Consider the following 24,127-nt stretch of genomic DNA (forward strand, 5'->3'; position numbering starts at 1 on the left):
ATTAGTACATCTTCATAAAAATCATAATAATTGATAAGCTAAAAATATCACAACTATAATTGCAAAAATAGAAATGGATAATATAGTAACATCGCTTATTTTTTTATCTAATCTCTTAATATCTTTAGCTACTTTATTATCATTAATATCTTTGCGTCTCTCATCATGATTTTTCACATACCTAACATATTCAGTATTGTCTCTGACATTATTAACTTCAGATTTTCTATTTACTGAGTCAAGCAGCTGTTCATACTTTATATTATTTCTGTTTAGAATATCATTTACCGCTTTTATAAACTCATCATTTTTCGCTTCCTGATTATTCAATCTTTTATTAATGATATCAGCAAACTCTTCAAAGTTAGTATCATTAGTATTATAATGATTATCTCTATTAGCTAGTCTATTAATTTCTTCTTCTAAATCTTTATAATGCTTTCTTAAATCTGATAACTCTTTAAAGTTTTTAAGATTTTGTTCTAGCATTATGCTGTTATAATTAGCATTATTTTTTTCTATCTTCTCATCGATTTTTTCATCAATATTATAATTATTGTAATTGTTTTCATCATCTAAGAATGATTCTTCTTTGCTATTATTAAAGTTTGATATTTTACTTTCTAATTGACTTATTAATTCATCATATTTTGAATTATTTGCCAAAATAGAATCCTCCAAATCTTTTTGGGCTTTCTTCAAACCTGATAGCTCTTTAAAGTTTTTAAGATTCTGTTCTAACATTATGCTGTTATAATTAGCATTATTTTTTTCTATTTTCTCATCGATTTTTTCATCAATATTATAATCATTATTATAATTATTTTCATTATCTAAGAATGATTCTTCTTTACTATTATTAAAGTTTGCTATTTTGCTTTCTAATTGATTTATTAATTCATCATATTTCAAAATATTTTCATTTATGGAATCTTCTAAATCTTTATGACCTTTTCTTAAATCTGATAACTCTTTAAAGTTTTTAAGATTCTGTTCTAGCATTATGCTGTTATAATTAGCATTATTTTTTTCTATCTTCTCATCAATTTTTTCGTCTACACTATTAGATAGTTCTTCTTTTAGGTTGTTTAAATTTTCTTTCTCTTCTTCTAAGAATTTAGTTTGTTCTTCTCTTACTTCTTCCAATCTAGTATTCAAACTATCTATTTCTTTTTTATTTTCTTCTGAAGTAGAATCCAATTTATCATTGATACTATTAATATTATTTAGAACTTCTTCATATTTGGCATTATTAGACAAGATAGAATCTTCTAAATCTTTATGTCCTTTTCTTAAATCTGATAGCTCTTTAAAGTTTTTAAGATTCTGCTCTAGCATTATGCTGTTATAATTAGCATTATTTTTTTCTATCTTCTCATCGATTTTTTCGTCTATGCTATTAGATAATTCTTCTTTAAGATTATTTAAATTCTCTTTCTCTTCTTCTAAGAATTTAGTTTGTTCTTCTCTTACTTCTTCCAATCTAGTATTCAAACTATCTATTTCTTTTTTATGCTCTTCTGAAGTAGAATCCAATTTATCATTGATACTATTAATATTATTTAAAACTTCTTCATATTTGGCATTATTAGACAAGATAGAATCTTCTAAATCTTTATGACCTTTTCTTAAATCTGATAAATCTTTAAAGTTTTTAAGATTCTGTTCTAGCATTATGCTGTTATAATTAGCATTGTTCTTTTCTATCTTCTCATCAATTTTTTCGTCTATATTATTATCAAAATTATTATATAATTCTTCTTTGAAATTATTTAAATTCTCTTTCTCTTCTTCTAAGAATTTAGTCTGCTCTTCTCTTACTTCTTCCAATCTAGCATTCAAACTATCTATTTCTTTTTTATTTTCTTCTGAAGTAGAATCTAATTTATCATTGATACTATTAATATTATTTAGAACTTCTTCATATTTAGCATTATTAGATAAGATAGAATCTTCTAAATCTTTATGACCTTTTCTTAAATCTGATAACTCTTTAAAGTTTTTAAGATTCTGTTCTAGCATTATGCTGTTATAATTAGCATTATTTTTTTCTATCTTCTCATCAATTTTTTCGTCTATCTTATTATCAAAGTTATTAGATAATTCTTCTTTAAGATTATTTAAATTCTCTTTTTCTTCTTCTAATCTAGCATTTAAACCGTCTATTTCTTTTTTATTTTCTTCTGAATAAGTAAATAATTTATTATCTATATTTTTTATTAGTTCATCATACTTAGCATTATTTTCATTTATAGAATTTCCTAAATCCTCACAGCTCTTTTTAATATCTGAAATCTCTTGAAAATTCTTTAAGTTTTGCTCTACCATTAAGCTGCCATAACTAGCATTACTTCTCTCTATTTTCTCATTTACAATATTAGAGAATTCTTCTTTAAGATTATTTAAAGTTTCTTTCTCTTCCTCTAAGAATTTAGTTTGTTCTTCTTTTGCCTCTTCTAATCTAGTATTTAAGCTGTCTATTTCTTTTTTATTTTCCTCTGAATAAGAAGATAATTTATCATCTATATTTTTTATTAGCTCATCATACTTTAAGTTATTTTCATTTACTGAAGCATAAACTGTATTAGAAATATTTTCTTTTATGCTATTTTCTAAATCTTTATAATTCTTTCTTAAATCTGATATCTCTTTAAAATTTTTGAGATTCTGTTCTAGCATTATACTGTTATAATTAGCATTGTTCTTTTCTATTTTCTCATCAATTTTTTCATCTATCTTTTCTTCAATGTTATTAGATAGTTCTTCTTTAAGATTATTTAAATTTTCCTTTTCTTCTTCTAATCTAGTATTTAAGCTGTCTATATCTTTTTTATATTCTTCTGAATAAGAAGATAATTTATCATCTATATTTTTTATTAGCTCATCATATTTTGAATTGTTTTCATTTACTGAAGCGTAAACTGTATTAGAAATATTTTCTTTTATGCTATTTTCTAAATCTTTATAATTCTTTCTTAAATCTGATATCTCTTTAAAATTTTTGAGATTCTGTTCTAGAATTATACTGTTATAATTAGCATTGTTCTTTTCTATTTTCTCATCAATTTTTTCATCTATGCTATTAGATAGTTCTTCTTTTAAATTATTGAAACTTTCTTTTTCTTCTTCTAAGAATTTAGTTTGTTCTTCTTTTGCCTCTTCTAATTTAGTATTTAAGCCTTCTATTTCTTTTTTATTTTCTTCTGAATAAGAAGACAACTTATCATCTATATTTTTTATTAGCTCATCATATTTTGAATTATTTTCATTTACTGAAGCATAAACTGTATTAGCAATATTTTCCTTTATGCTATTTTCTAAATCTTTATAATTCTTTCTTAAATCTGATATATCTTTAAAATTTTTGAGATTCTGTTCTAGCATTATGCTGTTATAATTATCATTGTTCTTTTCTATTTTCTCATCGATTTTTTCTTCAATGTTATTAGATAATTCTTCTTTAAGGTTATTTAAATTCTCTTTTCCTTCCTCTAAAAATTTATCCTGCTCTTCTCTAGATTCTTCAAATTTACTCTTTAAACTTTCTAACTCTCTTCTGTATTTCAATGAATTATCTGATAATTTATTATTAATATCACTTATTAAATCATCATATTTTAAACTATTTATACTTAATGTATTATCTATTCTTTCTACAACATCTTTTAAATCTGAATGATCTTTCTTTAAATTATCGATCTCATTATAATTTTTTAAATTCTGATCCAATATTAATGTACTGAATTGATTCTCTGCTGTTGAAAGTTTTTCATCATATATGGATTTATATCTTTCCATTTGTTCATTAATGTCTTTTATATCAATTAGTATATCTTCATAATTTTTCTTTAAATTGCTTTTTTCTTCTTCAAAAAATTTGACATTATCTTCTTTTGTTTCTTCTAATCTAGCATTTAAATCATCTATTTCTTTTTTGTATTCTTCTGAATGAGTATCTAACTTATTATTGATATTATTTATAGCTTCATCATATTTTAAATTATTTTCATTGATAGAAGAAGTAACTATATTAGATACATTTTCTTTTATATTTTCTTCCAAGTCTTTTTGACTCTTTCTCAAATTAGATATATCTTTAAAATTTTTAAGATTCTGTTCCAACATGATGCTGTTATAATTAGCATTATTTTTTTCTATTTTTTCGTCTATCTTATCATTAAAACTATTATATAATTCTTCTTTGAGATTATCCAATTTTTCTTCTTCTAAGAATTTAGAATGCTCTTCTTTGTATTCTTCTAATCTAGAATTTATAGTTTCTATTTCTTTTTTGTATTCATTTGAATGGGTATCTAATTTGTTATTGATATTATTTATAACTTCATCATATTTTAAATTATTTTCATTGATAGAAGAAGTAACTATATTAGATACATTTTCTTTTATATTTTCTTCCAAGTCTTTTTGGCTCTTTCTCAAATTAGATATATCTTTGAAATTTTTAAGATTCTGTTCTAGCATTATGCTGTTATAATTAGCATTGTTTTTTTCTATTTTTTCGTCTATCTTTTCTTCGATGTTATTGGATAATTCTTCTTTTAAGTTATTAAAATGTTCTATCTCTTCTTCTAAGAATTTAGAATGCTCTTCTTTGTATTCTTCTAATTTTGAATTTAAAATTTTTATATCTTTTTTATATTCTTCTGAATTAGTGTCCAATTTATCATTGATATCATTAATATTATTTACAATATCATCATATTTTGTATTATTTTCAGTTATAGAATTCTCTAAATCTTTCTGATTCTTTCTCAAATTGGAAATATCTTTGAAATTTTTAAGATTCTGTTCCAACATTATGCTATTATAATTAGCATTATTTTTTTCTATTTTTTCGTCTATCTTATCATCAAAACTATTAGACAATTGTTCTTTTAATTCATTGATAAGTTCATCATATTTTGAACTATCTTTATTTATAGTTTCCGCTGCAGATTGTAAAAACTCTTCATTTTGTAAAATTTCCTTGATAAGATTTTCTTTTTCTTCGTCTGTTATTTTATCATCAGATAAAATGCTTTCAACATCTTTTTCTAACTTATCTAGTCTTTCAGAAATATTTACAATTTTATTATCATTATTTTCACTTAAATCTTTTTTTGTTATATCATCATTTGCAGCCATTAAATATTCCCCATTATTATATTGTTATGCTCTAATATAAAAATTAAAACTCAACAGTAAAATATCGTCATAATTATAGTTATAATTTAAAACAGCAAAAATTATTGTTGATATAATTTTATTTATGATTTATATATGTATTCGTAAAAAACATATCATTCTACTAATAGAGGTTTAATATTGGCTAAGGTATTAGGACAAACAACCCCGCTGAAAATAATGTCAGGAATATATAAAAGCGGCAGACTTCATCATGCCTATCTTTTCTACGGAGATGAGGGAATTGGCAAATTTGAAAGTGCTTTAAATTATGCTAAGGCTATTTGCTGCGAGAGAGGAAACGGAACTTACTGCGATGAATGCAAATCCTGTAAAATGATAGATCAATACAAACACCCTGATGTTATAGTGGCAGGCACAGATGAAAGATTTAGAAATGCTGAGCTTTATTTTAATCAATATTTAGAATATAAAATGCCGCATTTATTTAATAATTTTTATTCTGCATGCCGTTCTATACTGTATAAAGTTGAATCTATGCTTTTTGATAGTTATGATAATTATCCTACAAGCGAACCAAAAGAATATATGCTTGGAAGTAAAAAAGAAACTTCAAGATATGCTTTAATAGAACCTTATTATTTGGCTGTTAATTATACTTTAAATGAGTTAAATGCTGATAATGTTGAGTTTATAGATTCTATATTCAGAAATAAATCAAAAGAAGCTTTAAATATAGCTAAAAATAAAGGCGGCAAGAAAAAAATTTCTATAGAAGGCGATTTCTTCAGTGCATTAAAAAAAATACATTATAATATAATACATACGGTAATTCCGCTTGATACAGTAAGAAATATTATAGAATTAACGTACAGAAAGCCGAGAATATCAAATAAGAGAATTATTATCATAGAAGGTATAGAATTAATGGATAAGAGGGCTCCTAATATCTTTTTAAGAACTTTAGAAGAACCCTCAGACAATAATATATTTATTCTAATAACTTCAGATACTAATAAATTGGTGCAAGATGGTATGAAACCTCTAAGATCGCGCATGATGGAATTAAAATTTTCACCTTTATCAGAAAATACTTTAAGATCCATATTAATGAAGAGATTGAGGCTAAATGAAGAAAAAACAGCCCTTGCATTAGAAAATTCTTATGGAAGTGTGGCTAAAGCAGTAAAATATGTACTTGACAAAAAATCAAATACAAGCGATAATATATACAAAGTATTATTATCTTTTATGGACGCTGCTTTAAATAACAATCCGTCTCAAATAGCCTCACTTGCCACATTACTAAGTGACGGAGATTATGAGATAGCTGATGCTTTTAGAGAAATGATTAATATTTTAAAAAAGTCTTTAGAAGATAAGTATCTTGAAATAGAAAATAGAGATTATATATTGCCTAGTTCTATTTCAGATGAAAGTATTGTATGGACTATTGATGAATTAGATTCTACAATCAATACCCTAATTAATACAAATACTCAACCTAAAATGCTGCTTTATAAAACTTTAGGCAACATTTTTACTTGGTTACACAATTATAATAAAAACATATAGGAGTTATACATGAAAAAACTATTTCTTGTATTAAGCGTAATGATTCTAGCGTTAAGCCCAGTATACGCTCAGGATGAAACTACAGCAGATACTACTGCTACTGAAACAACAGAAACTACTGCTGAAACTACAACTGAAAATCAAGAAGCTGCAGGAACTAACACTGTAAATGAAATAACATCTTTTGGTCCTTCTTTCACTGATTTAAGAAATACTGATGATGTTGCTCTTGATAAAGAATACAATCTTCTTCAAACTAATCTTACTAAAATGAGAGAAGATTATTTATTCAGAGTTCTTTACAAAGCTAATAAAATATTAGAGCGTTATACTAATGTTAATTTCACTGATACTAATGAAATGTTCTATAATGCGGTTTATTACTATGATTTAGTAGCTAACCCATTAGCTAATGATAATAATATAGATATAGCTCTTCAAGAATTAGATAAATCTTTTAAACTTTATGATGATATAAAGCCTATTTATGAAATACTTGGAAAAACTAATGAATTAAAACAAGCAGATTATGAATTAAATCTTTATGCTGGTATTTTTAATCTATTTAAAGGTACTGCTGGATATTATGCAAAAAGCAGATATCATTTAGTTAATGCTTTAAACAATGAATTAACAGGAGCTAATGATACTCAAAGATTGATTATGTTAAACACTTACTTAGCAGGTGTTAACTATAACTTAGCTACTATAAACCAAAACAGCGATGTAAGCAAAGTTTATTTCTTAAATGAAATGTTTAATAACCTTTGGGATTTGACTACTTTAAAAACAGAAGATGAAAATATTAAAACTGCTAAATATAAATTGTTAATAACTAAATACCATAAAGTTTTATATACTACTTCTGAAAGATTTAGAACTACTTACGCTAAATACTATGATGAATTAGGATTCACTTATGGTCAAACAGAAGATGAAATATTAAGCAGAGAAAAAATGCCAGTTTTCAGAGATTATGAAAATGAAGCAGCTGATCCAGCTACTACTACAGATACAACTACTACAGAAACAGAAACTACTGAAGCTGCTAACTAATTAAAAATAAAAATTAAAAATCATTAAAGGCATGCCATTTTTGGTATGCCTTTATTTATTAATAGTAATTTTTACTAATAAAAGTTTTTTATTATTTAATAAATGCTTGACATTAATTTAAAATAGGTTATTATTTATGAATAATAAAATAAAATGAAGGAGTAAAATGTATGTTTGATCTAATGAAATTACCTTATGGAAAAGAAGATTTAGCACCATATATGTCTTCTAACACATTGGATTTCCATCATGGAAAACACTTAAATACTTATGTTACTACTCTTAATGATTTAGTAGCTAAAGATTCAGCTTTACAAGGAAAAAGCATTGAGGAATTAATCACTTTATCTCACAACAATGCTGATAAACAAGCTGTATTTAACAATGCTGGTCAAGTTTATAACCATGAAGAATTCTTTAAAATGCTTAAAAAAGATGTTGCTATACCTGCTGAAGTAAAATCAAAAATCGAAGCAGATTTCGGTTCTTTTGATGCTTTCAAAGAAGCTTTCACTACTGGCGGTAAAACTCAATTCGGTTCTGGATGGGTTTGGCTTGTTATGAACAATGGTAAATTAGAAGTAAGAAAATATGCTAATGCTATGAACCCTGTTGCTGATAAAGTACATGGTGTTTTAACTTGCGATGTTTGGGAACATGCTTACTATTTAGACTATCAAAACAGAAGACCTGATTTCTTAACTACTTTTGTTGATCATTTAGTAAATTGGGACTATGTTGCTGAAAGAATCAAACTTGCTAAATAATATAGTTTAACTAATTATTTATATATTTTTTTAGGAGAATTAAAATGAAGGATTTAAAAGGTACAAAAACAGAAAAAAACTTAAATGAAGCTTTTGCTGGCGAATCTATGGCTAGAAACAAATATACTTATTTTGCTAGCGTAGCAAGAAACGAAGGTTATGAGCAAATCGCTGCTATTTTCCTTGAAACAGCTGAAAATGAAAGAGAACATGCTAAAGTACATTTCAAATATCTTAACGGTATAGGTGATACTCTTCAAAACTTACAAGCTGCTTGGGAAGGTGAAAATGAAGAATACGAAAATATGTACCCAAGAATGGCTAAAGAAGCTACTGAAGAAGGTTTCGATGAAATAGCTCGTTCTATGAAATTAATCGGTGATGTTGAAAAAGAACACAGAGAAAGATATGCTAAATTAAGAGAAGCTGTAAAAAGCGGAAGCGTTTTCAAAAAAGCTACTAAAGTTCAATGGAAATGCAGAAACTGTGGTTTCATCGTTGAAAGCGAAGAAGCTCCTGAACTTTGCCCAGTTTGTAAACATGCTAAAAAATTCTTCGAAGTTAGAGTTGAAAACTTCTAATTTTAGAATTTACGTTTCTTAAAAATAAAAAGAGGGGGAAATTATTTTCCCTCTCTTTTCTTTTTAAATAATTTTAAACTATATTATCAAGCTATTAATTTTATATTATCAGACACAAAAGAAGAAAATATATCAAAAATTATAGGATCCACTTTTACTTCTTTATCCAAATAATTATCACTAATAAATGCTAAAGCATCATCATTATTAACTGAACTATTATTAGAATAAGTTATTCTATCAAATAAGTCTATTATCTCTAGAACCTTTGAAGGAAAATATGATACGCTGTTTAATTTCAAAGTATCATTATAATCAAAACTAATAATGTAATTAGGTGCGAAAAGTGTATTTGAATTAATTATAGTATTATAATAATTCAAAAATACTCCGTTTCCATATCCGTAATATTCATTATGAAGCCCTACTGTTAATGATATATCATAATTATATTTTACAAAATGCTTTAAATATGAATAGCATTTTGATGTATTATAATCTTTATTATAATTATTAGATAAATTTGATATGTCATGCCAAAACGCTGATATAGCAATATTAACTAACTCATTAAATAAAATATCTCTTAAACCATTCTTGTATACATGCTCTAATCTCGTTATTTTTTTACTAATATTAAATTTTCTTAATACATTTTTATAATAATTAGAATATCTCTTTTTAAATTTCTTTCTTATATCAGATACAATATTGTTATTTATGCTGTTATTATAATATTTCATAAATCTTACAGTTATAATAAATACTCTGCTAGTATGAGATATACTGTCATTATCAATAAACTTATTGGTATAATGAGAAGTTATTTGCTCTTCATCTAATTTATATAATAACTTCACTATTATCTTTAAAGCATAATCTATAACATCTTTAGAGCGTTTTATACCGCCTATGAATGATATATCTTTACTCTTTATACCTTTCATAGCCATAATCAAATCAATTCTTGCCATAACAGAAAGTTTTACCAATATATCATATATACTCTCTATTTCTTTTTCACTAATAGAATCTTTTTTAGCATTTATGATTTTTATTTCTCTAATTAAAGAAGATAGTATATGATTTCTTTTTACATTAGAAAAATCATTAAAATCACCATGTTTAAAATACATTTTATATACATCAAATAAGTTATTATCTTTTATTGTTGTCATAGTCATAATTTACCTCCTGCATACTTAGTAAACTTTCTTTACAATTGCAGTATAATATATTATTGTATTTTTGTAAATATACTTTACTTAAAAATAAAAAATAGATAAAATTTTACAATATTATTACAATAATAATGAACATTTAATACATTTGAATATTTTTAAATAAAATATTCATTAAAAAATAAAAAATCATTGCAATTATAGCATTTTTACTATAGAATCTTTTATCAAAATATCTATATTATTCAAATCTATATCTAATTAAAAAAGAGGAAAAATAATTATGCCTATTAATATTAAAGAAGCATTAACCTTTGATGATGTATTATTAGTACCAAAAGAATCAGATATTCTTCCAAAAGATGTAACTTTAAGAAGAAAATTAACAAAAAAAGTAACATTAAACACACCATTAATAAGTTCTCCAATGGACACAGTAACAGAATCTAAAATGGCAATAGCTATGGCATTATGCGGAGGATTAGGTGTTATACATAAAAACATGCCTTTAGAACAGCAAGTTAAAGAAGTAGAAATAGTAAAAAGTTTTAAGGATATAGAAAACAAAGAAAAGGCTACTTTATCAGAAGATGGTTCTTTAATAGCTGCAGCTGCTATAGGCATATCTGATGACAGATATGAGAGAATAGAAAAACTTATAGAAGCAAAAGTAGATTTAATAGTAATAGACACAGCGCATGGACATTCAAAAAATGTACTTACTGCTATAAAAGAAATAAAAGATAAATATACTCAAGTTGAAGTAATAGCAGGAAACATTGCTACTGCAGACGGAGCTAAGGCTTTGATTGATGCCGGAGTAGATGCTATAAAAATAGGAATAGGTGCAGGCTCTATTTGTACAACAAGAATAATTGCTGGTGTTGGTGTTCCTCAGCTTACTGCTATACATGATGCTTCAGAAATAGCTAAAAAATATAATGTAGGAGCTATTGCTGACGGCGGTATAAAGTATTCAGGAGATATAGTTAAAGCATTTGCTATAGGAGCTGATGCTGTTATGGCTGGAGGACTTTTCTCTTCTACTTATGAAGCTCCTGGAGATGTTATTATAATAGACGGTAAAAAATACAAACCTTATAGAGGAATGGGTTCTGTTGGTGCTATGATACATGGAAGCAAAGATAGATATTTCCAAAGTGAGGTTGTTAATAAATCTAAATTTGTACCTGAAGGAATAGAGGGTGTTACTGAATATAAGGGACATGTTGCTGATGTTGTATATCAAATAGTTGGCGGTATTCGTGCTGGTATGGGATATATTGGGGCTAAGGATATACAAATGCTTCAGGAAAAAGCTGAATTTATAAGAATAACTAATCAAGGTTTAGCTGAAAGCCATGTACATGATGTAAAAATAACTTCTAAAGCACCTAACTATTAATAAAAAAGAAATTATAGGCTGGTAACTTTATTTAAATGATAAGGTTATCAGCTTTTTTATATAAGTTCATAAATACTAACAATTATAAATTTAATTTTATAAAAACTTGAATTTTTTAAACTCTTCTTATATAATTATTAAATTATAATCATTTTTTAATTAAGAATTAAGGATATATATAATGTCATCTAATAAAAACTATGTACCTAAAAAGAAAAGTCCAGTAATAAAAACTTTACAATGGCTAGGAGTATCAGCAGTTTCAATACTTTTGATAATTTATTTCTTGGTAGTTGATACAAGAGGAAGCCAAAAAACTCCTACAATAGGTTCTGTTAATGGAAAGCCTATATATTATACAAGCACTAGTCCTTATGGAAGAGCTTTCAGACAAATAGAAGGTTATTATCAGCAATTAGGAATACAAATAAATAATGAAATGTATACTTACATAGAAGATTTGGCATTTAGAAGAGCTGTTGCTACTATTCTTTTAAATGATGTAGCTAGAAAAAATATTAATGTAAGCGATAATTTTATAGTTGAAGCTATGAAAAGTCAGTTTATAGATACTAATGGTGTTTATAATCAAATGGCTTATGAATCATTTATAAAAAATTCTTCTCAATCTGATAAAGTAAAAATACAAAAAGATTTAGAAGAAGATATATTAGCACAAACTGCTTCTGCCGAATTATTTACTTCTGTTAAATTAAATGATTTAGAAATGCAAAGAGAATACAAAAGAAATCTTACAAAAAAAGATATTGAAATGGTTTATATAAATGCTTCTGAGATAGTACAGTCTAATCAAGTGGCTGATGCTGACTTAGAAAAATATTTTATAGATAATAAAACTAATTTTGCTCAGGCTGATATTTCTTGGATAATAACTCAAAGTGGCGGAGTAGCTGATAATTTATATAAAACTTTGAAAGACGATATCACTTTATTTGAAAAAACAGCTATGGAAAAAAGTTTTGATACTAATAACTATAAGTTAGGATATCTTACAAGGATGCAAATGCCTAATGAGGATTTTGCTAATAAAATTTTTGCTAATAACGCTACTAAAGGAACTAATCTTTTACAGCCTATATATGCAAACGGATACTATTACATTGTATTAGTTAATGATATTAGAATACCTGAAAAATATACTGATGTTAATAGAGAAGTTATAAGAAGAGAATATTTAAATGCTAATATGAATACTCTTTTAGAAGCTGAAAAAACAAAACAAGCTGAAGTATTAAAAGCTGCTGTTGCTGGTATTAATAATTTGGCAAGATTAAATGGAAACGGATATATAAAATATTATAAACCAGATAAGCCTTTCTCTTATAATCAGGGAAGACTAAATACTGCTGAAGGTGCAATTATACCTGATTCTTCTACTGAATCTTTCTATATGCATGTATTCTCTATGCAGACTAATCAAGTAAGCGATGTTATAAAATTGGATAATGGTGTGGCTGTTATAAGATTAGTTGCTGAAGAAAAACCAAATATGGCTACTTTAACAACTTTGGATGCCGCTACTAAAAATGCTGTTAAAAGAGAATTATCTATGCAGAGAATGAATTTAATTCAAATAGAATGGGAAAATCAACATATAGCAGATGCTAGAGTAAAAAAACATAATCTAAGATAATTAAAAAATCATCAATAAAATAAAGGCAATTATACTAAATATAATTGCCTTTTATTGTATCTTTTTTATATAATGATAATTACTATTTCTTAAAAATAAAGAATACTGCCAATATCAAACATAAAAAACCTATAAAATGATTTATTCTTAAAGTTTCTGTTTTAAAAAATACTACTGTAAAAATAGTGAATATAGTTAATGTAATAACTTCCTGCATAACTTTAAGCTGCATTAATGAAAAAGGTCCTCCATTACCTTGGAATCCTATTCTATTTGCTGGAACCTGAAAACAATATTCAAATAAAGCAATTCCCCAGCTTATTAATATAATTATAGGAAGTGATAATTTAGCAAAACCTTTCATCTCACTAAATTTCAAATGTCCGTACCAAGCTATTGTCATAAATGTATTTGACAATATAAGTAATACTATAGTTGTTATAGCTTTCATAATAAAATTTTAATCCTCCATTTATTTATCTATAAAATTTTTTTTATTGATAAAATATTATATGTTATAAAAAAGAATTTGCTATATTTATTTTTTATATTTAATGAAAAAATATTGCCCCCTACCATCATAGGGGGCGTACAGTTTAATTAAATGAAGGTTATAAAATATATTGTATCAATTTAGGGATACAAAGTTGTTGACTTTATTAATACTCTCTAACATTTGTTAGTATATTCTAACATATTTTAAAACTTTGTCAATACATAAAAAACAAAAAACTATATTTTTTATTACACATGCCCACCCTTTTTTCCTTATTAAATTTATATGCAGTTTTAACTAATAATTTCTTATAAACTAAATTAGAATATATAAAAGCCCGCCCAAGTTTAAATTAAATTTTCAATCTATTTAACGCACGTTTAATGAATTTTAGATATATTAATTAAGTGCAATTATTAATCAACTTATATTTATAGTGTTGCTTTGCGTGCGGTTGGGAGATTCTAACTATTAATAAAATTTTGGGTGGGTGCTATAATAACAGATTAAAATAAAAAAGAAAGATAATACAAAAATAACATATAAATTTAAAAATCCTAGAGGGTGGGACTGAAAAATAAATCAAAAAAATAAATATTTAATATCATTTTTCTAAAATACTTTTGTTTTATAATTATGAAAAAATACTAGAAACTGAAAGACTTATTTTAAGAGAATTTGAAGAAAATAATGAAAAAGACTATAAAGGATTATCTTCTATACTTCAAGATAAAGATACTATGTATGCATACGAACATGCCTTTTCTAATGAAGAAGTGCAGCAATGGTTCAATAATCAAATGAATAGATACAAAACTTACGGATTTGGATTATGGGCTTGTATACTAAAAGAAAATAATGAGTTTATAGGACAATGCGGACTTACTATGCAAAATGTAGATAAAAAAATACATAATTCTTATGAACTCATTGAAATAGGATATTTATTCAATAAAAACTACTGGCATAAAGGATTTGCTACAGAAGCTGCAATAGCTTGTAAAAATTATGCCTTTAATGTTTTAAATGCTGATAGAGTCTACTCTATCATAAGAGATAATAATATCGCATCTCAAAAAGTAGCTATTAGAAACGGCATGAAAATAATAGATAATACAGTAAAACATTATTATAATATGGATATGACGCATTATATATTCTGTGTAGAAAATATATAAAAAAAGAAATGACTATAATAAAAGCCATTTCTTTTTCATAAATACAATTTTTAATTAAAATTTGAAACTGCCAATACGCTCAACCATATTCTCTATTTTCTCTCTTACTTCTTTTGTTGAGCTGGCATTAGATTCAGCTAACATACTATTTTCACCAGTTATAGAATTGAGCTGCCTTACGGAAATATTGATCTGATTAATACTGTCGGCCTCTACTACAGCACGTTCTGATATAGAAGTTAATTTATTAAGCATATCTTCAGCCAAAGCTTCAATCTCAGAAAGTATTTTAGAAGAATTTTCTACGGCCTTATTTCCTATCTCAACTTTAGCCAAAGCCTCATTTATAGTATTAGTTATATTTTTAGCAGTTTCATCTACATTCTGAGCAAGAGAACGTATCTCACTAGCCACAACAGCAAAACCTTTACCCTGTTCCCCAGCACGTGCCGCCTCTACAGCAGCATTCAAAGCCAATATATTTGTTTGAAAAGCAATAGATTGTATAAGTTTAGTCATATCTGATATTTTCTTGCTTGATTCTAATATCTCATTCATACTACTAGTAATTTCAGAAGAAGATTCTACACCTACCTTAGTAGCATCTGCAACTTTAGCACTCATATTTCTAGCATCTTCAGAATGTACATTAGTTTCATCAAGAGATGTAGATAATGATTCTATAAGGCTTGATAATTCTTCAAGTGAGCTAGCCTGAGTATTACTTCTATACGATAAATTTGCTGTACCATCTGATACAGTATCTATTTCATTATTGATAAAATTTAATGATTCCTGAAAGAAATGAATAGAATCACCAAGAGATTTCTGCATATCCTTAATAGAATTAACTAAAACACCTGTTTGATCTGATTTATTTAATAGCCTCTCATCGAAAACAGCATTAAAATGTTTATTAGTCATATTCTTAATAACTTCTATAGCTCTGTCTAAAGTTTGTGATAAAGGATTAACATTCAATAAAACAAGCATAAACTGAATCACTAAAAAACCAATTGCCACTATTATCATAATAATAGATAATGTAAATATTTTTTTACTTAGATTTAATGAACTTCCATTTCCTACAAGAATCCAAGGAGTATTTGGTATATTATAAGCTGCAGTCCACTGTTTTTGTTTTTTATTAATGATGACATCATAATCTTTATCATTAAGCTTAGGAGCATTCAATTCTGTATAAATATTTCTCTGCTGATTAAATAATAAATTTGCATCTGTATGAGTTATAAATCTACCATCATCTAATGCTATAAAAAATTTATTATCTTTATCAGCTGTTAAGGATTTAGCTATTTTAGCAAAAGATATATCCAATCCTACTACACCTTTAAGCTGATTATTTTGAAAAACAGCTTTAGATATAGTTATAACTGTTTCACCTGTTTCAGCATCTTGATATGGAGCACTCAAATAAGGAGTGGAAGGATTTTTTACAGCTTCTATATACCATTCTCTTGTAGTCTGATCAAATCCTTCTATATTATCACCATATACTATAATTAATAATCCTCCGTATTTATATCCTACAGTACCACTAAAATGTATATTACCAATCTCATCTTTCATATTTTTTAACTCTTTGAAAGAATCAAGCATTTGAGTATAATCTGTTTCGTATTTACAATATGAAGATAAAACATCAATCTCAGAATAAAAATAACTAAGCCAAGAAGAAATAGAAGACTCTTTTTTGTACATATTAGATTCTATTTCTAGTAAGAACTCTTTCTTATACCTAGGAATAAAATATAACATTAAACCTATAACAACCACTATTATGAATACTGCAAATGGGATTAGAAATTTCAGCATTAAAACATATTTCTTTTTTTGTCTTCCATAAATAATATCTCCAAATAAATAAAACTTTGATAAAGTATAATTTTTTATTTTTTTATTGTCAAGTAATTTTTTTTACTATTGAGCAATAATATTTTATTTTTTCCATAAAAAAAGGGGCTTAAATTAATAAGCCCCACAATTTTTACAATTTTATTTGATTATTTTTTTACTTCAAGCAGCTCATCACCAACATTAATAGAAGATGCAGCAACAGGTATAACATCTGTGTAATCATCAGAATTTGTTACTATTACAGGAGTTAATGTAGGATATCCTTCTCCTCTTATTTTTTCAATATCAAATTCTAATAACAAATCTCCTTTCTTAACTTTCTGTCCCTCTTCTATATGTGATATGAAATGAGCACCGCCTAATTTTACAGTATCCATACCAACATGTATAAGCAATTCAACACCATCATCAGAAGTAAGACCTATAGCATGTTTTGTAGGGAAAGCAGTTTCTATAACACCATCATAAGGAGCATACACTTTTCCTTCTGTAGGTTCAATAGCTATACCTTTACCCATAGCACCGCTTGAGAATGCTTCATCTTTAACGCTTTCTAATTTTATTATATTTCCTTTTATAGGAGCATAAACTTTATATACTGCAGATGAACTTTTTACTTCTACTTTCTTCTCTTCCTTTTTCTCCTCTTTCTTTTCCTCTGCCTTAGGAGCATCTGCTGGTACCTGAGGTTCCTGATCACTTATAGGATCATGTAAATAATCTTCAAGTCTTGATTTTATTACAGTAACTTTAGGTCCGTATATTACCTGTATACCATTACCTTTTTTGATTATACCAGCTGCACCGCTTGCTTTCAATGTAGCATCAACAACTTTAGAAGGATCAAATACTGTTATACGAAGTCTTGTAGCACAACAATCAACATCGCTTATATTTTTCTTTCCGCCAAGTCCTGCAGTAATTAAAGGAGCTTCTTCATATTGGAATAAAGGATTTGTATCAACTGCTTCTCCGCTTGCAGCAGCCTTAGCAGCAGCAACATCAGCTCTTCTGTACAATTTTGGTTCTTCACTGTCTGGTTCTCTTCCAGGTGTTTTCCAATCAAATTTCTTAATTAAAGTATAGAATAAGAAATAGTAAATGAAGAAATAAGCAGCACCTACAACTACAATCCATACCCAATTAGTTTTAGCATTACCTTGTATTATTCCGAATAATAATAAGTCTATAAAACCGCCTGAGAATGTCATACCTACTGTAACATGAAGTATATGCATAAGCATGAAAGATATACCTGCAAGTACACAGTGAATAGCATAGAATATAGGGGCAACAAATATAAATGTAAACTCTATAGGTTCAGTTATACCTGTAAGCATTGCTGTTAATGCAGCTGAGAAAAGTAAAGCACCTACAACCTGTTTTTTCTCTGGTCTTGAAGTTCTATACATAGCCAAAGCAGCGCCAGGTAATCCAAATATCATAAATGGGAATTTACCAGTCATAAATCTAGTAGCTTCAACGCTGAATGCTGTTGTACTAGGAGAACCTAATTGAGCAAAGAATATGTTCTGAGCACCTTCTACTAAATTGCCGTCTATCATCATAGTACCGCCCAAAGAAGTTTGCCATAAAGGTGTATAGAATACATGGTGAAGTCCGAAAGGTATCAATGCTCTTTCTATTATACCATAGAACAAAGTACCAACATAACCTGAACCAGCTATTAAATCACCCAATTTATTCATTACAACCTGTACAGGAGGCCATACATAGTACATCAATATACCTACTACTAAAAATACTATAGAAGATATTATTGGAACGAATCTTGTACCGCCAAAGAATGATAATACTTGAGGAAGCTCTATTGTATAATATTTATTATGCAAAGCAGCTACACCAAGTCCTACTATAATACCGCCGAATACACCCATTTGTAATGACAATATACCAACAACATTTGTAGTAGAACCAGCTAATAATTTATCAGCTCCTCCCATAACTGTTATCATCTTACCAATAGAAGCATGCATTACGAAAAATGCTATAGCTCCTGATAAAGCAGCAACTTCTTTCTCTTTCTTTGCCATACCAATAGCTACACTCATAGCGAATATGATAGGCAAGTTACCAAATATTATATTTCCTGCTTCACTTAATACTGATAATATATCATAAGCTATAGTGCCTGGTCCTAAAATACCCATTAAATTATAGGTTTCAAGCATTGTAGTATTAGTTAATGAACTACCTACACCCAAAAACAAACCTGCTACAGGAAGCACAGCTATAGGAAGCATGAACGATCTTCCTACCCTTTGCAGTACGCCGAAAATTTTATCCTTCATATAAAGAACTCCGTAGTATAAAATGTATTTTTTGATATTATATATATAAAGATACTAGATTATCAATTAATATTATGTATACTAATATCACATATAAACATCAATCCATATATATAAGTATAATAAATTTTTTAATAATTGTATATAGTTTTTGATATTAATTTTCATTTTGTAATCAGTTTCAATAATAATTAATTAAACATCTAATTAAAATAGATATAAAATGAGTTTAAAAAGTTAAATTACATTACGAATACTGTAATTTTATAATAAAAATCATAAAATAATTTTATTTTGAAGTAGATTTTATATTTAATACAGGCTTTAATCTATCTACAATTTTCACAGTAGGTTCTATTAATTCTTCTATTTTGTTAGGATTTTTATAAGCCATAGGAGATTCATCTAAAGTATTCTTGCATACACTGCTTGAATAAATTCCTTTCATAGAATCTATGAACTCCTTCATATCTAATTGATTTTTTGCCTGTGCCCTTGATAAAACCCTTCCAGCCCCATGTGGTGCAGAACAGTTCCAATCTTCATTGCTTTTTCCTTCGCATATCAATATACCATCACGCATGTTAAAAGGTATTATCATTTTTTCATTTTCATAACTTCTTATCGCACCTTTTCTTATAATGAAATCCTCAAAATCAATAAAATTATGAACCGATGAAAAAGAATCTTCTATTTCTATATTTAATACATCTTTTATAATTTTTAAAATAGTTTCTCTGTTTATTTTTGCATAGTATTGTGCTATTACCATATCAATTAAATAATCAAACATTTCTTTATCCTGCAAATAACAGTCTTCACTATTTTTAGCTATTTTGGCATGATATCTGCAAACCTGATTACCGAAATTCCTAGAGCCTGAATGTATAGTGATATAATACTCATTATTTGAGGATTTACCTATTTCTATAAAATGATTACCCCCTCCAAGCGTTCCTATAGAATTATGGAATTTCTCTAAATCAATTTCTACTCTTTGACATAATTTTTCTATATATTCATTATCTATTTCAAAAACTTCAAATTTGGTATTAAATTTTTTATTATAATTAATTATAAAATTTCTTATGAGTTCATTAAGTTCTTTAAAATTAAAAAGCGTATTAAAACTTTTTTTATGAGTGCTTTGCCCCATTGGAATATTTTGTTTTATAGTTTTATCAATTTTTTCTAATGGTATATCTTTTATTTCATCGCTTAATTTTGAAGTAAGCATTCCGCAGCCTATATCAACACCTATATGAAAAGGATTCACTCTGTCAGTTAATGGCATTGTAAAACCTACAACTATTCCTTTACCCAAATGAGTATCAGGCATTATTCTTATCTTTACATCTTCACTGGCTTTTTCATTTAATATTTTGTACAATACAGAATAAGATTCTTCGTCGATATTATCAGTGAAAATTTTACAGTCTTTATTGTATTTTCCTTTAAGCTCTATCATCAAAATATACCTCTTTTAATACTATTCAATTATATTCTATCATTTATTATAAATCATTGAAATGTCAGAATTTGTCAAAAAAGTTATATTTTAATATAAACATATTTTTAATTTATATATTATTAATAAATAATAAGTTGACAAAATATTAAAATACAGTATTATTATAAACACAATATTTTAATACAGATTTTAATAAAAGAGATAAAATCAATGCTTAAATATAGAGAAATCAACTGCAAATCAGCTTTAAATAAAATAGATAATGAATATGGATTCTGTTATGATTTAAATATTTACAGAGGATGTTTGCATAAATGTTATTACTGTTTTGCTGTTTATTCTCATAAATATATTAACTCAAAAGATTTTTTCGGAGAGATATTCGTAAAGAAAAATATTGCTGAAGTATTAGAAAAAGAATTATCATCAAGGAATTGGAATAGAGATATTATTAATCTTGGAAGCGTTACTGACAATTATCAGGAGGCTGAAAAAGATTATAAGCTTATGAGAGATGTTTTAAAACTTCTTATAAGATATAAAACTCCTATGTGCATATCCACAAAAAGCGATTTAATATTAAGAGATTTTGATTTGATAGATGAGCTTTCAAGTATAGTGCCTGTAAGAATAGCATCAACTATAACGACATTAGATGAAAAGTTATCCTCATTAATAGAGCCTAATGTAATAACTCCTCAAAAAAGATTCGACATGCTTAGAGAGTTTAAAAAGACAAAAGCAATAGTAGCGGTTCATGCTATGCCTGTAATGCCTTTCATAACCGAAGACAGTATAGAAGATATTTTTAAAAAGTAAAAGAGTACGGCATAGACTACTGTGCCACTGATGCATTAAAACTTAGGGGCGAATGCAGAAAAATATATCTAAATTTCGTAAGGCAAGTATTTCCAGAGCATTATAAAAAGTATCTATACATTTATGGTTCTGACGGTATTCTTAAAGATGAATACAGAGAAAAGCTATATAAAAAAATAAAAGCCTTAGAAGAAAAATATAATATCACATACAAAACCAAAGAAGAACTCAATACTGAAGACAGCGTTTACAATAGATATAATAATAAAGTAGTAGAAGAAGCTCCTACTTTATTTTAATATTGTATTTTTTAAATATTATTAGTATAATGCCAAGTTAATCAATATAGCTTAAATTTATATATGTAAAAAATATTTTAAACTTATAAGTTTATAAAAACAACTGTATAGTTTTTTATGTTTAAGTAAAAATAGGAGTTCATATTATGAATAAAATAATGAATATATCTTTAATTTCAGATGATAAATTTGTAACATATATTGCAACGCTAATAGTTTCAATATTAAAAAATTCTTCTGAAAATGATAAATTTTGTTTTCATCTTATTGAAGATGGTATCAAAGACGAAAATAAAAATAAATTATTAATGCTTAAAGAAATTAAAGATTTTGAAATAAAATTTTATAAACCTAATTATAAAAACGTAGAAAAATATAAAAAATGGCAGGAAACATTTAAAAAAAATGGATATCCAATATGGCATTATAGTGTTTTTATTAAATTAGATATCCCATTTATATTAAAAGATTTAGATAATGTATTATTTATAGATGCTGATTCTATAGTTTTAAATAAACTTAATTATGTATTTAATATGGATATATCTAATCATTTTCTTATTTGTGAATCATGGTATTGCAAAGGTCTTAAAAATTTAGATCCTAAATTATATAAATATATTTTAGATATAGGTTATAAAAATCCAGAATACAATTGTGTTCATGGTGCTGTATTATTATTCAATATAAAAAAATAAAAGAAATATTTACAGAAGAATCTTATAAAATAAAAATAGATGAATGTATAAATAAATATATCAATTCAATATTTACTGAAGAACATATATTCCTATATTTATTTAAAGACTGCATTGCTTTTTCAGATTTAAAAACAGATTATGGTGAAAATACAGAAAAAATCATCATTTCAGGGTATTTTATCAGTACTGGTAAGCCATTAAAATATGGTTTTGATAAAGAAATAAATGATTATTATTATAAATTTTGGGAATATTTCTCTTTGACTCCATTTTTTAAAGAGAATTATTTTAAATATATGGATATATTTTCTATTAATAGAAATAGAATCGCTTTATATAAAATAATAGATAAAATAGTATGGTTTATTCCTTTCAGAAAAACTAGAGATAAAATAAAAAAAATATTATTAAAGATATAGATAATATTATGAAATATGAATAGTATATAAAAATTATTACCATTATTAAATAAAATTTTAAACATAATAAAAGCTTGGGCGGGGGCTTAAATTTCTAAGCAGGCTATAAATATAATTAAAGTTAAATTTTTTAATGAAGTGATAAAGAATAAAGGGCGGGGTATGTAATTAAGTTTTAAAACCTATTTTTACTCCCCACCCTCTAGAATTATAACTTTAATCTGCAATTTTTATATTATTTTTATTTTTGGCTCTACACTGTTATTTCTAATTCCCACCCTAGAGTTATTTAAATTTATTGCTTACACAACGCACGAAAAATTTTATTTATAAAATATACAAAATAAAAAATATAATGAATTTATAAATAAAAGCCTATTCACCGTGCGTTATTTATGATTTTTTATTAACAATTAAGATAAAAAATATTATATAAAAATAATCTAATTCAGAAGTTCTCTTAATTTTTTTATATGCTCAGTATTTTCGTATGGATCTTCTTCATCAACATGATCCAAAATATCAGTAGTTAAACCTAATGTATTAACTAAATATTCAAATACTTCTATATTTCCATACAAATAAGCAATATCAAGTCCATTCTCATCACGGCTAGATACAGAATCAACTAAATCAGAGTCAAAATCTACAATCATTTTTATTACATCAACATTTCCAAAACCACAAGCAAGTAAAAATACATTTCGTCCATATTCATCTTGAATAATATTAGGATCGGCACCATTATCAAGCAAATATTTCATTATTCCTAAATCTCTATAAAACACAGCAAACATTAAAGGAGAAGCTCCATCAAGATAATAATCATTATTAAGAAGCTCACTATATTTTTTTCCGCCACCGTAAGTTTGATTAATATCTTCACCTTCTTCTATTAATTCAATCACTCTTTTTAAACTATGATTTTCTATAGCTTCAAATATATCATAATCTTTGCTGTATTCTCCTTCCTCTCTGTTGCCGTAAGAAAAATCAGCGTTCATATTAACATATTTACCCTGAACCTTTACAACATTAGTATCAATCTTATTATCTATATTATTAGCATTACTTATAATATTCTCTTCTTTTTTACCGCAAGAAATTAGTAAAGTAATCATTAAAACAAAAGAAATCAATAACAATTTTTTCATATATACCCAATCATAATAATTTAAAATTATACTATA

The 24,127-nt window shown here is 26.2% G+C and carries 16 protein-coding genes and 1 pseudogene; 10 read left to right on the forward strand and 7 right to left on the reverse strand.

Going from position 1 to position 24,127, the window contains the following annotated elements; genetic code table 11:
- Positions 1 to 21: 21 nt before the first annotated feature.
- Entirely contained in the window at positions 22 to 5,145 is a 5,124-nt protein-coding gene (locus BINT_RS12125; RefSeq protein WP_014488875.1) for a hypothetical protein, read from the reverse strand.
- Positions 5,146 to 5,325: 180 nt separating this feature from the next.
- Between BINT_RS12125 and BINT_RS12130 the strand changes: the two genes are divergently transcribed.
- The 4 genes from BINT_RS12130 to rbr all read left to right on the forward strand — a co-directional run bounded on the left by BINT_RS12130 (position 5,326) and on the right by rbr (position 9,124).
- Positions 5,326 to 6,720: a DNA polymerase III subunit delta' gene (locus tag BINT_RS12130; protein ID WP_014488876.1), complete on the forward strand. Its 1,395-nt coding sequence runs from the start codon at positions 5,326 to 5,328 to the stop codon at positions 6,718 to 6,720.
- A 9-nt stretch (positions 6,721 to 6,729) separates the two neighbouring features.
- Positions 6,730 to 7,776: a hypothetical protein gene (locus BINT_RS12135; RefSeq protein ID WP_014488877.1), complete on the forward strand. Its 1,047-nt coding sequence runs from the start codon at positions 6,730 to 6,732 to the stop codon at positions 7,774 to 7,776.
- Positions 7,777 to 7,946: 170 nt separating this feature from the next.
- Positions 7,947 to 8,543, forward strand: a complete 597-nt coding sequence (locus BINT_RS12140) for a superoxide dismutase (RefSeq protein WP_041177461.1) — start codon at positions 7,947 to 7,949, stop codon at positions 8,541 to 8,543.
- A gap of 44 nt (positions 8,544 to 8,587) precedes the next feature.
- Complete coding sequence (gene rbr / locus BINT_RS12145) at positions 8,588 to 9,124, forward strand: rubrerythrin (RefSeq protein WP_014488879.1); 537 nt, start codon at positions 8,588 to 8,590, stop codon at positions 9,122 to 9,124.
- A gap of 86 nt (positions 9,125 to 9,210) precedes the next feature.
- On the opposite strand, the gene BINT_RS12150 is transcribed toward rbr, so the two are convergent.
- Positions 9,211 to 10,308, reverse strand: coding sequence for a hypothetical protein (locus tag BINT_RS12150; protein WP_014488880.1), 1,098 nt, complete (start codon positions 10,306 to 10,308; stop codon positions 9,211 to 9,213).
- 280 nt (positions 10,309 to 10,588) lie between these two features.
- On the opposite strand from BINT_RS12150, the gene guaB reads away from it, so the two are divergent.
- Both guaB and BINT_RS12160 read left to right on the forward strand, forming a co-directional pair.
- Complete coding sequence (gene guaB, locus BINT_RS12155) at positions 10,589 to 11,710, forward strand: IMP dehydrogenase (protein ID WP_014488881.1); 1,122 nt, start codon at positions 10,589 to 10,591, stop codon at positions 11,708 to 11,710.
- A 181-nt stretch (positions 11,711 to 11,891) separates the two neighbouring features.
- On the forward strand, positions 11,892 to 13,364 hold the full coding sequence (locus BINT_RS12160) for a SurA N-terminal domain-containing protein (RefSeq protein ID WP_014488882.1): 1,473 nt from the start codon (positions 11,892 to 11,894) through the stop codon (positions 13,362 to 13,364).
- A gap of 82 nt (positions 13,365 to 13,446) precedes the next feature.
- On the opposite strand, the gene BINT_RS12165 is transcribed toward BINT_RS12160, so the two are convergent.
- Complete coding sequence (locus tag BINT_RS12165) at positions 13,447 to 13,815, reverse strand: DMT family protein (RefSeq protein ID WP_014488883.1); 369 nt, start codon at positions 13,813 to 13,815, stop codon at positions 13,447 to 13,449.
- A gap of 668 nt (positions 13,816 to 14,483) precedes the next feature.
- Here BINT_RS12165 and BINT_RS12170 point away from each other — a divergent pair.
- Positions 14,484 to 15,038 carry a GNAT family N-acetyltransferase gene (locus BINT_RS12170; RefSeq protein WP_014488884.1) on the forward strand — a complete coding sequence of 185 codons (555 nt, stop codon included), beginning with the start codon at positions 14,484 to 14,486 and terminating at the stop codon, positions 15,036 to 15,038.
- 54 nt (positions 15,039 to 15,092) lie between these two features.
- Here the strand turns inward: BINT_RS12170 and BINT_RS12175 are convergent, their stop codons facing one another.
- The 3 genes from BINT_RS12175 to BINT_RS12185 form a co-directional block, all read right to left on the reverse strand.
- Positions 15,093 to 16,874: a methyl-accepting chemotaxis protein gene (locus BINT_RS12175; RefSeq protein ID WP_041177462.1), complete on the reverse strand. Its 1,782-nt coding sequence runs from the start codon at positions 16,872 to 16,874 to the stop codon at positions 15,093 to 15,095.
- A gap of 188 nt (positions 16,875 to 17,062) precedes the next feature.
- Positions 17,063 to 19,228, reverse strand: a complete 2,166-nt coding sequence (locus tag BINT_RS12180) for a PTS transporter subunit IIABC (protein WP_041177463.1) — start codon at positions 19,226 to 19,228, stop codon at positions 17,063 to 17,065.
- Positions 19,229 to 19,517: 289 nt separating this feature from the next.
- Entirely contained in the window at positions 19,518 to 20,696 is a 1,179-nt protein-coding gene (locus tag BINT_RS12185) for an RtcB family protein (protein ID WP_014488887.1), read from the reverse strand.
- Between the two features lie 213 nt (positions 20,697 to 20,909).
- On the opposite strand from BINT_RS12185, the pseudogene BINT_RS12190 reads away from it, so the two are divergent.
- The 3 genes and pseudogenes from BINT_RS12190 (at position 20,910) to BINT_RS12200 (ending at position 22,937) form a co-directional block, all read left to right on the forward strand.
- A pseudogene (locus BINT_RS12190) lies at positions 20,910 to 21,817 on the forward strand (radical SAM protein).
- Between the two features lie 146 nt (positions 21,818 to 21,963).
- A complete protein-coding gene (locus BINT_RS12195) occupies positions 21,964 to 22,515 on the forward strand; it encodes a glycosyltransferase (RefSeq protein WP_014488889.1) in 552 nt (183 codons plus the stop codon).
- Positions 22,473 to 22,937, forward strand: a complete 465-nt coding sequence (locus BINT_RS12200) for a glycosyl transferase (RefSeq protein WP_014488890.1) — start codon at positions 22,473 to 22,475, stop codon at positions 22,935 to 22,937. Before BINT_RS12195 ends, BINT_RS12200 begins: the two co-directional genes overlap by 43 nt.
- Before the next feature lie 443 nt (positions 22,938 to 23,380).
- On the opposite strand, the gene BINT_RS12205 is transcribed toward BINT_RS12200, so the two are convergent.
- Entirely contained in the window at positions 23,381 to 24,091 is a 711-nt protein-coding gene (locus BINT_RS12205) for an ankyrin repeat domain-containing protein (RefSeq protein ID WP_014488891.1), read from the reverse strand.
- Positions 24,092 to 24,127: the final 36 nt, after the last annotated feature.

Origin of the sequence: Brachyspira intermedia PWS/A (assembly GCF_000223215.1) — a bacterium.
Classification (GTDB): Bacteria; Spirochaetota; Brachyspiria; order Brachyspirales; family Brachyspiraceae; genus Brachyspira; species Brachyspira intermedia.

Excerpts from the sequence above, each read along its gene's own strand:
- BINT_RS12175 (WP_041177462.1), bottom strand. The coding sequence starts at position 16,874 with ATGCTGAAATTTCTAATCCCATTTGCAGTATTCATAATAGTGGTTGTT.
- BINT_RS12125 (WP_014488875.1), bottom strand. The coding sequence starts at position 5,145 with ATGGCTGCAAATGATGATATAACAAAAAAAGATTTAAGTGAAAATAAT.
- BINT_RS12195 (WP_014488889.1), top strand. The coding sequence starts at position 21,964 with ATGAATAAAATAATGAATATATCTTTAATTTCAGATGATAAATTTGTA.
- BINT_RS12180 (WP_041177463.1), bottom strand. The coding sequence starts at position 19,228 with ATGAAGGATAAAATTTTCGGCGTACTGCAAAGGGTAGGAAGATCGTTC.
- BINT_RS12135 (WP_014488877.1), top strand. The coding sequence starts at position 6,730 with ATGAAAAAACTATTTCTTGTATTAAGCGTAATGATTCTAGCGTTAAGC.
- BINT_RS12165 (WP_014488883.1), bottom strand. The coding sequence starts at position 13,815 with ATGAAAGCTATAACAACTATAGTATTACTTATATTGTCAAATACATTT.
- BINT_RS12205 (WP_014488891.1), bottom strand. The coding sequence starts at position 24,091 with ATGAAAAAATTGTTATTGATTTCTTTTGTTTTAATGATTACTTTACTA.
- BINT_RS12150 (WP_014488880.1), bottom strand. The coding sequence starts at position 10,308 with ATGACTATGACAACAATAAAAGATAATAACTTATTTGATGTATATAAA.
- BINT_RS12185 (WP_014488887.1), bottom strand. The coding sequence starts at position 20,696 with ATGATAGAGCTTAAAGGAAAATACAATAAAGACTGTAAAATTTTCACT.
- BINT_RS12140 (WP_041177461.1), top strand. The coding sequence starts at position 7,947 with ATGTTTGATCTAATGAAATTACCTTATGGAAAAGAAGATTTAGCACCA.
- guaB (WP_014488881.1), top strand. The coding sequence starts at position 10,589 with ATGCCTATTAATATTAAAGAAGCATTAACCTTTGATGATGTATTATTA.
- BINT_RS12160 (WP_014488882.1), top strand. The coding sequence starts at position 11,892 with ATGTCATCTAATAAAAACTATGTACCTAAAAAGAAAAGTCCAGTAATA.
- rbr (WP_014488879.1), top strand. The coding sequence starts at position 8,588 with ATGAAGGATTTAAAAGGTACAAAAACAGAAAAAAACTTAAATGAAGCT.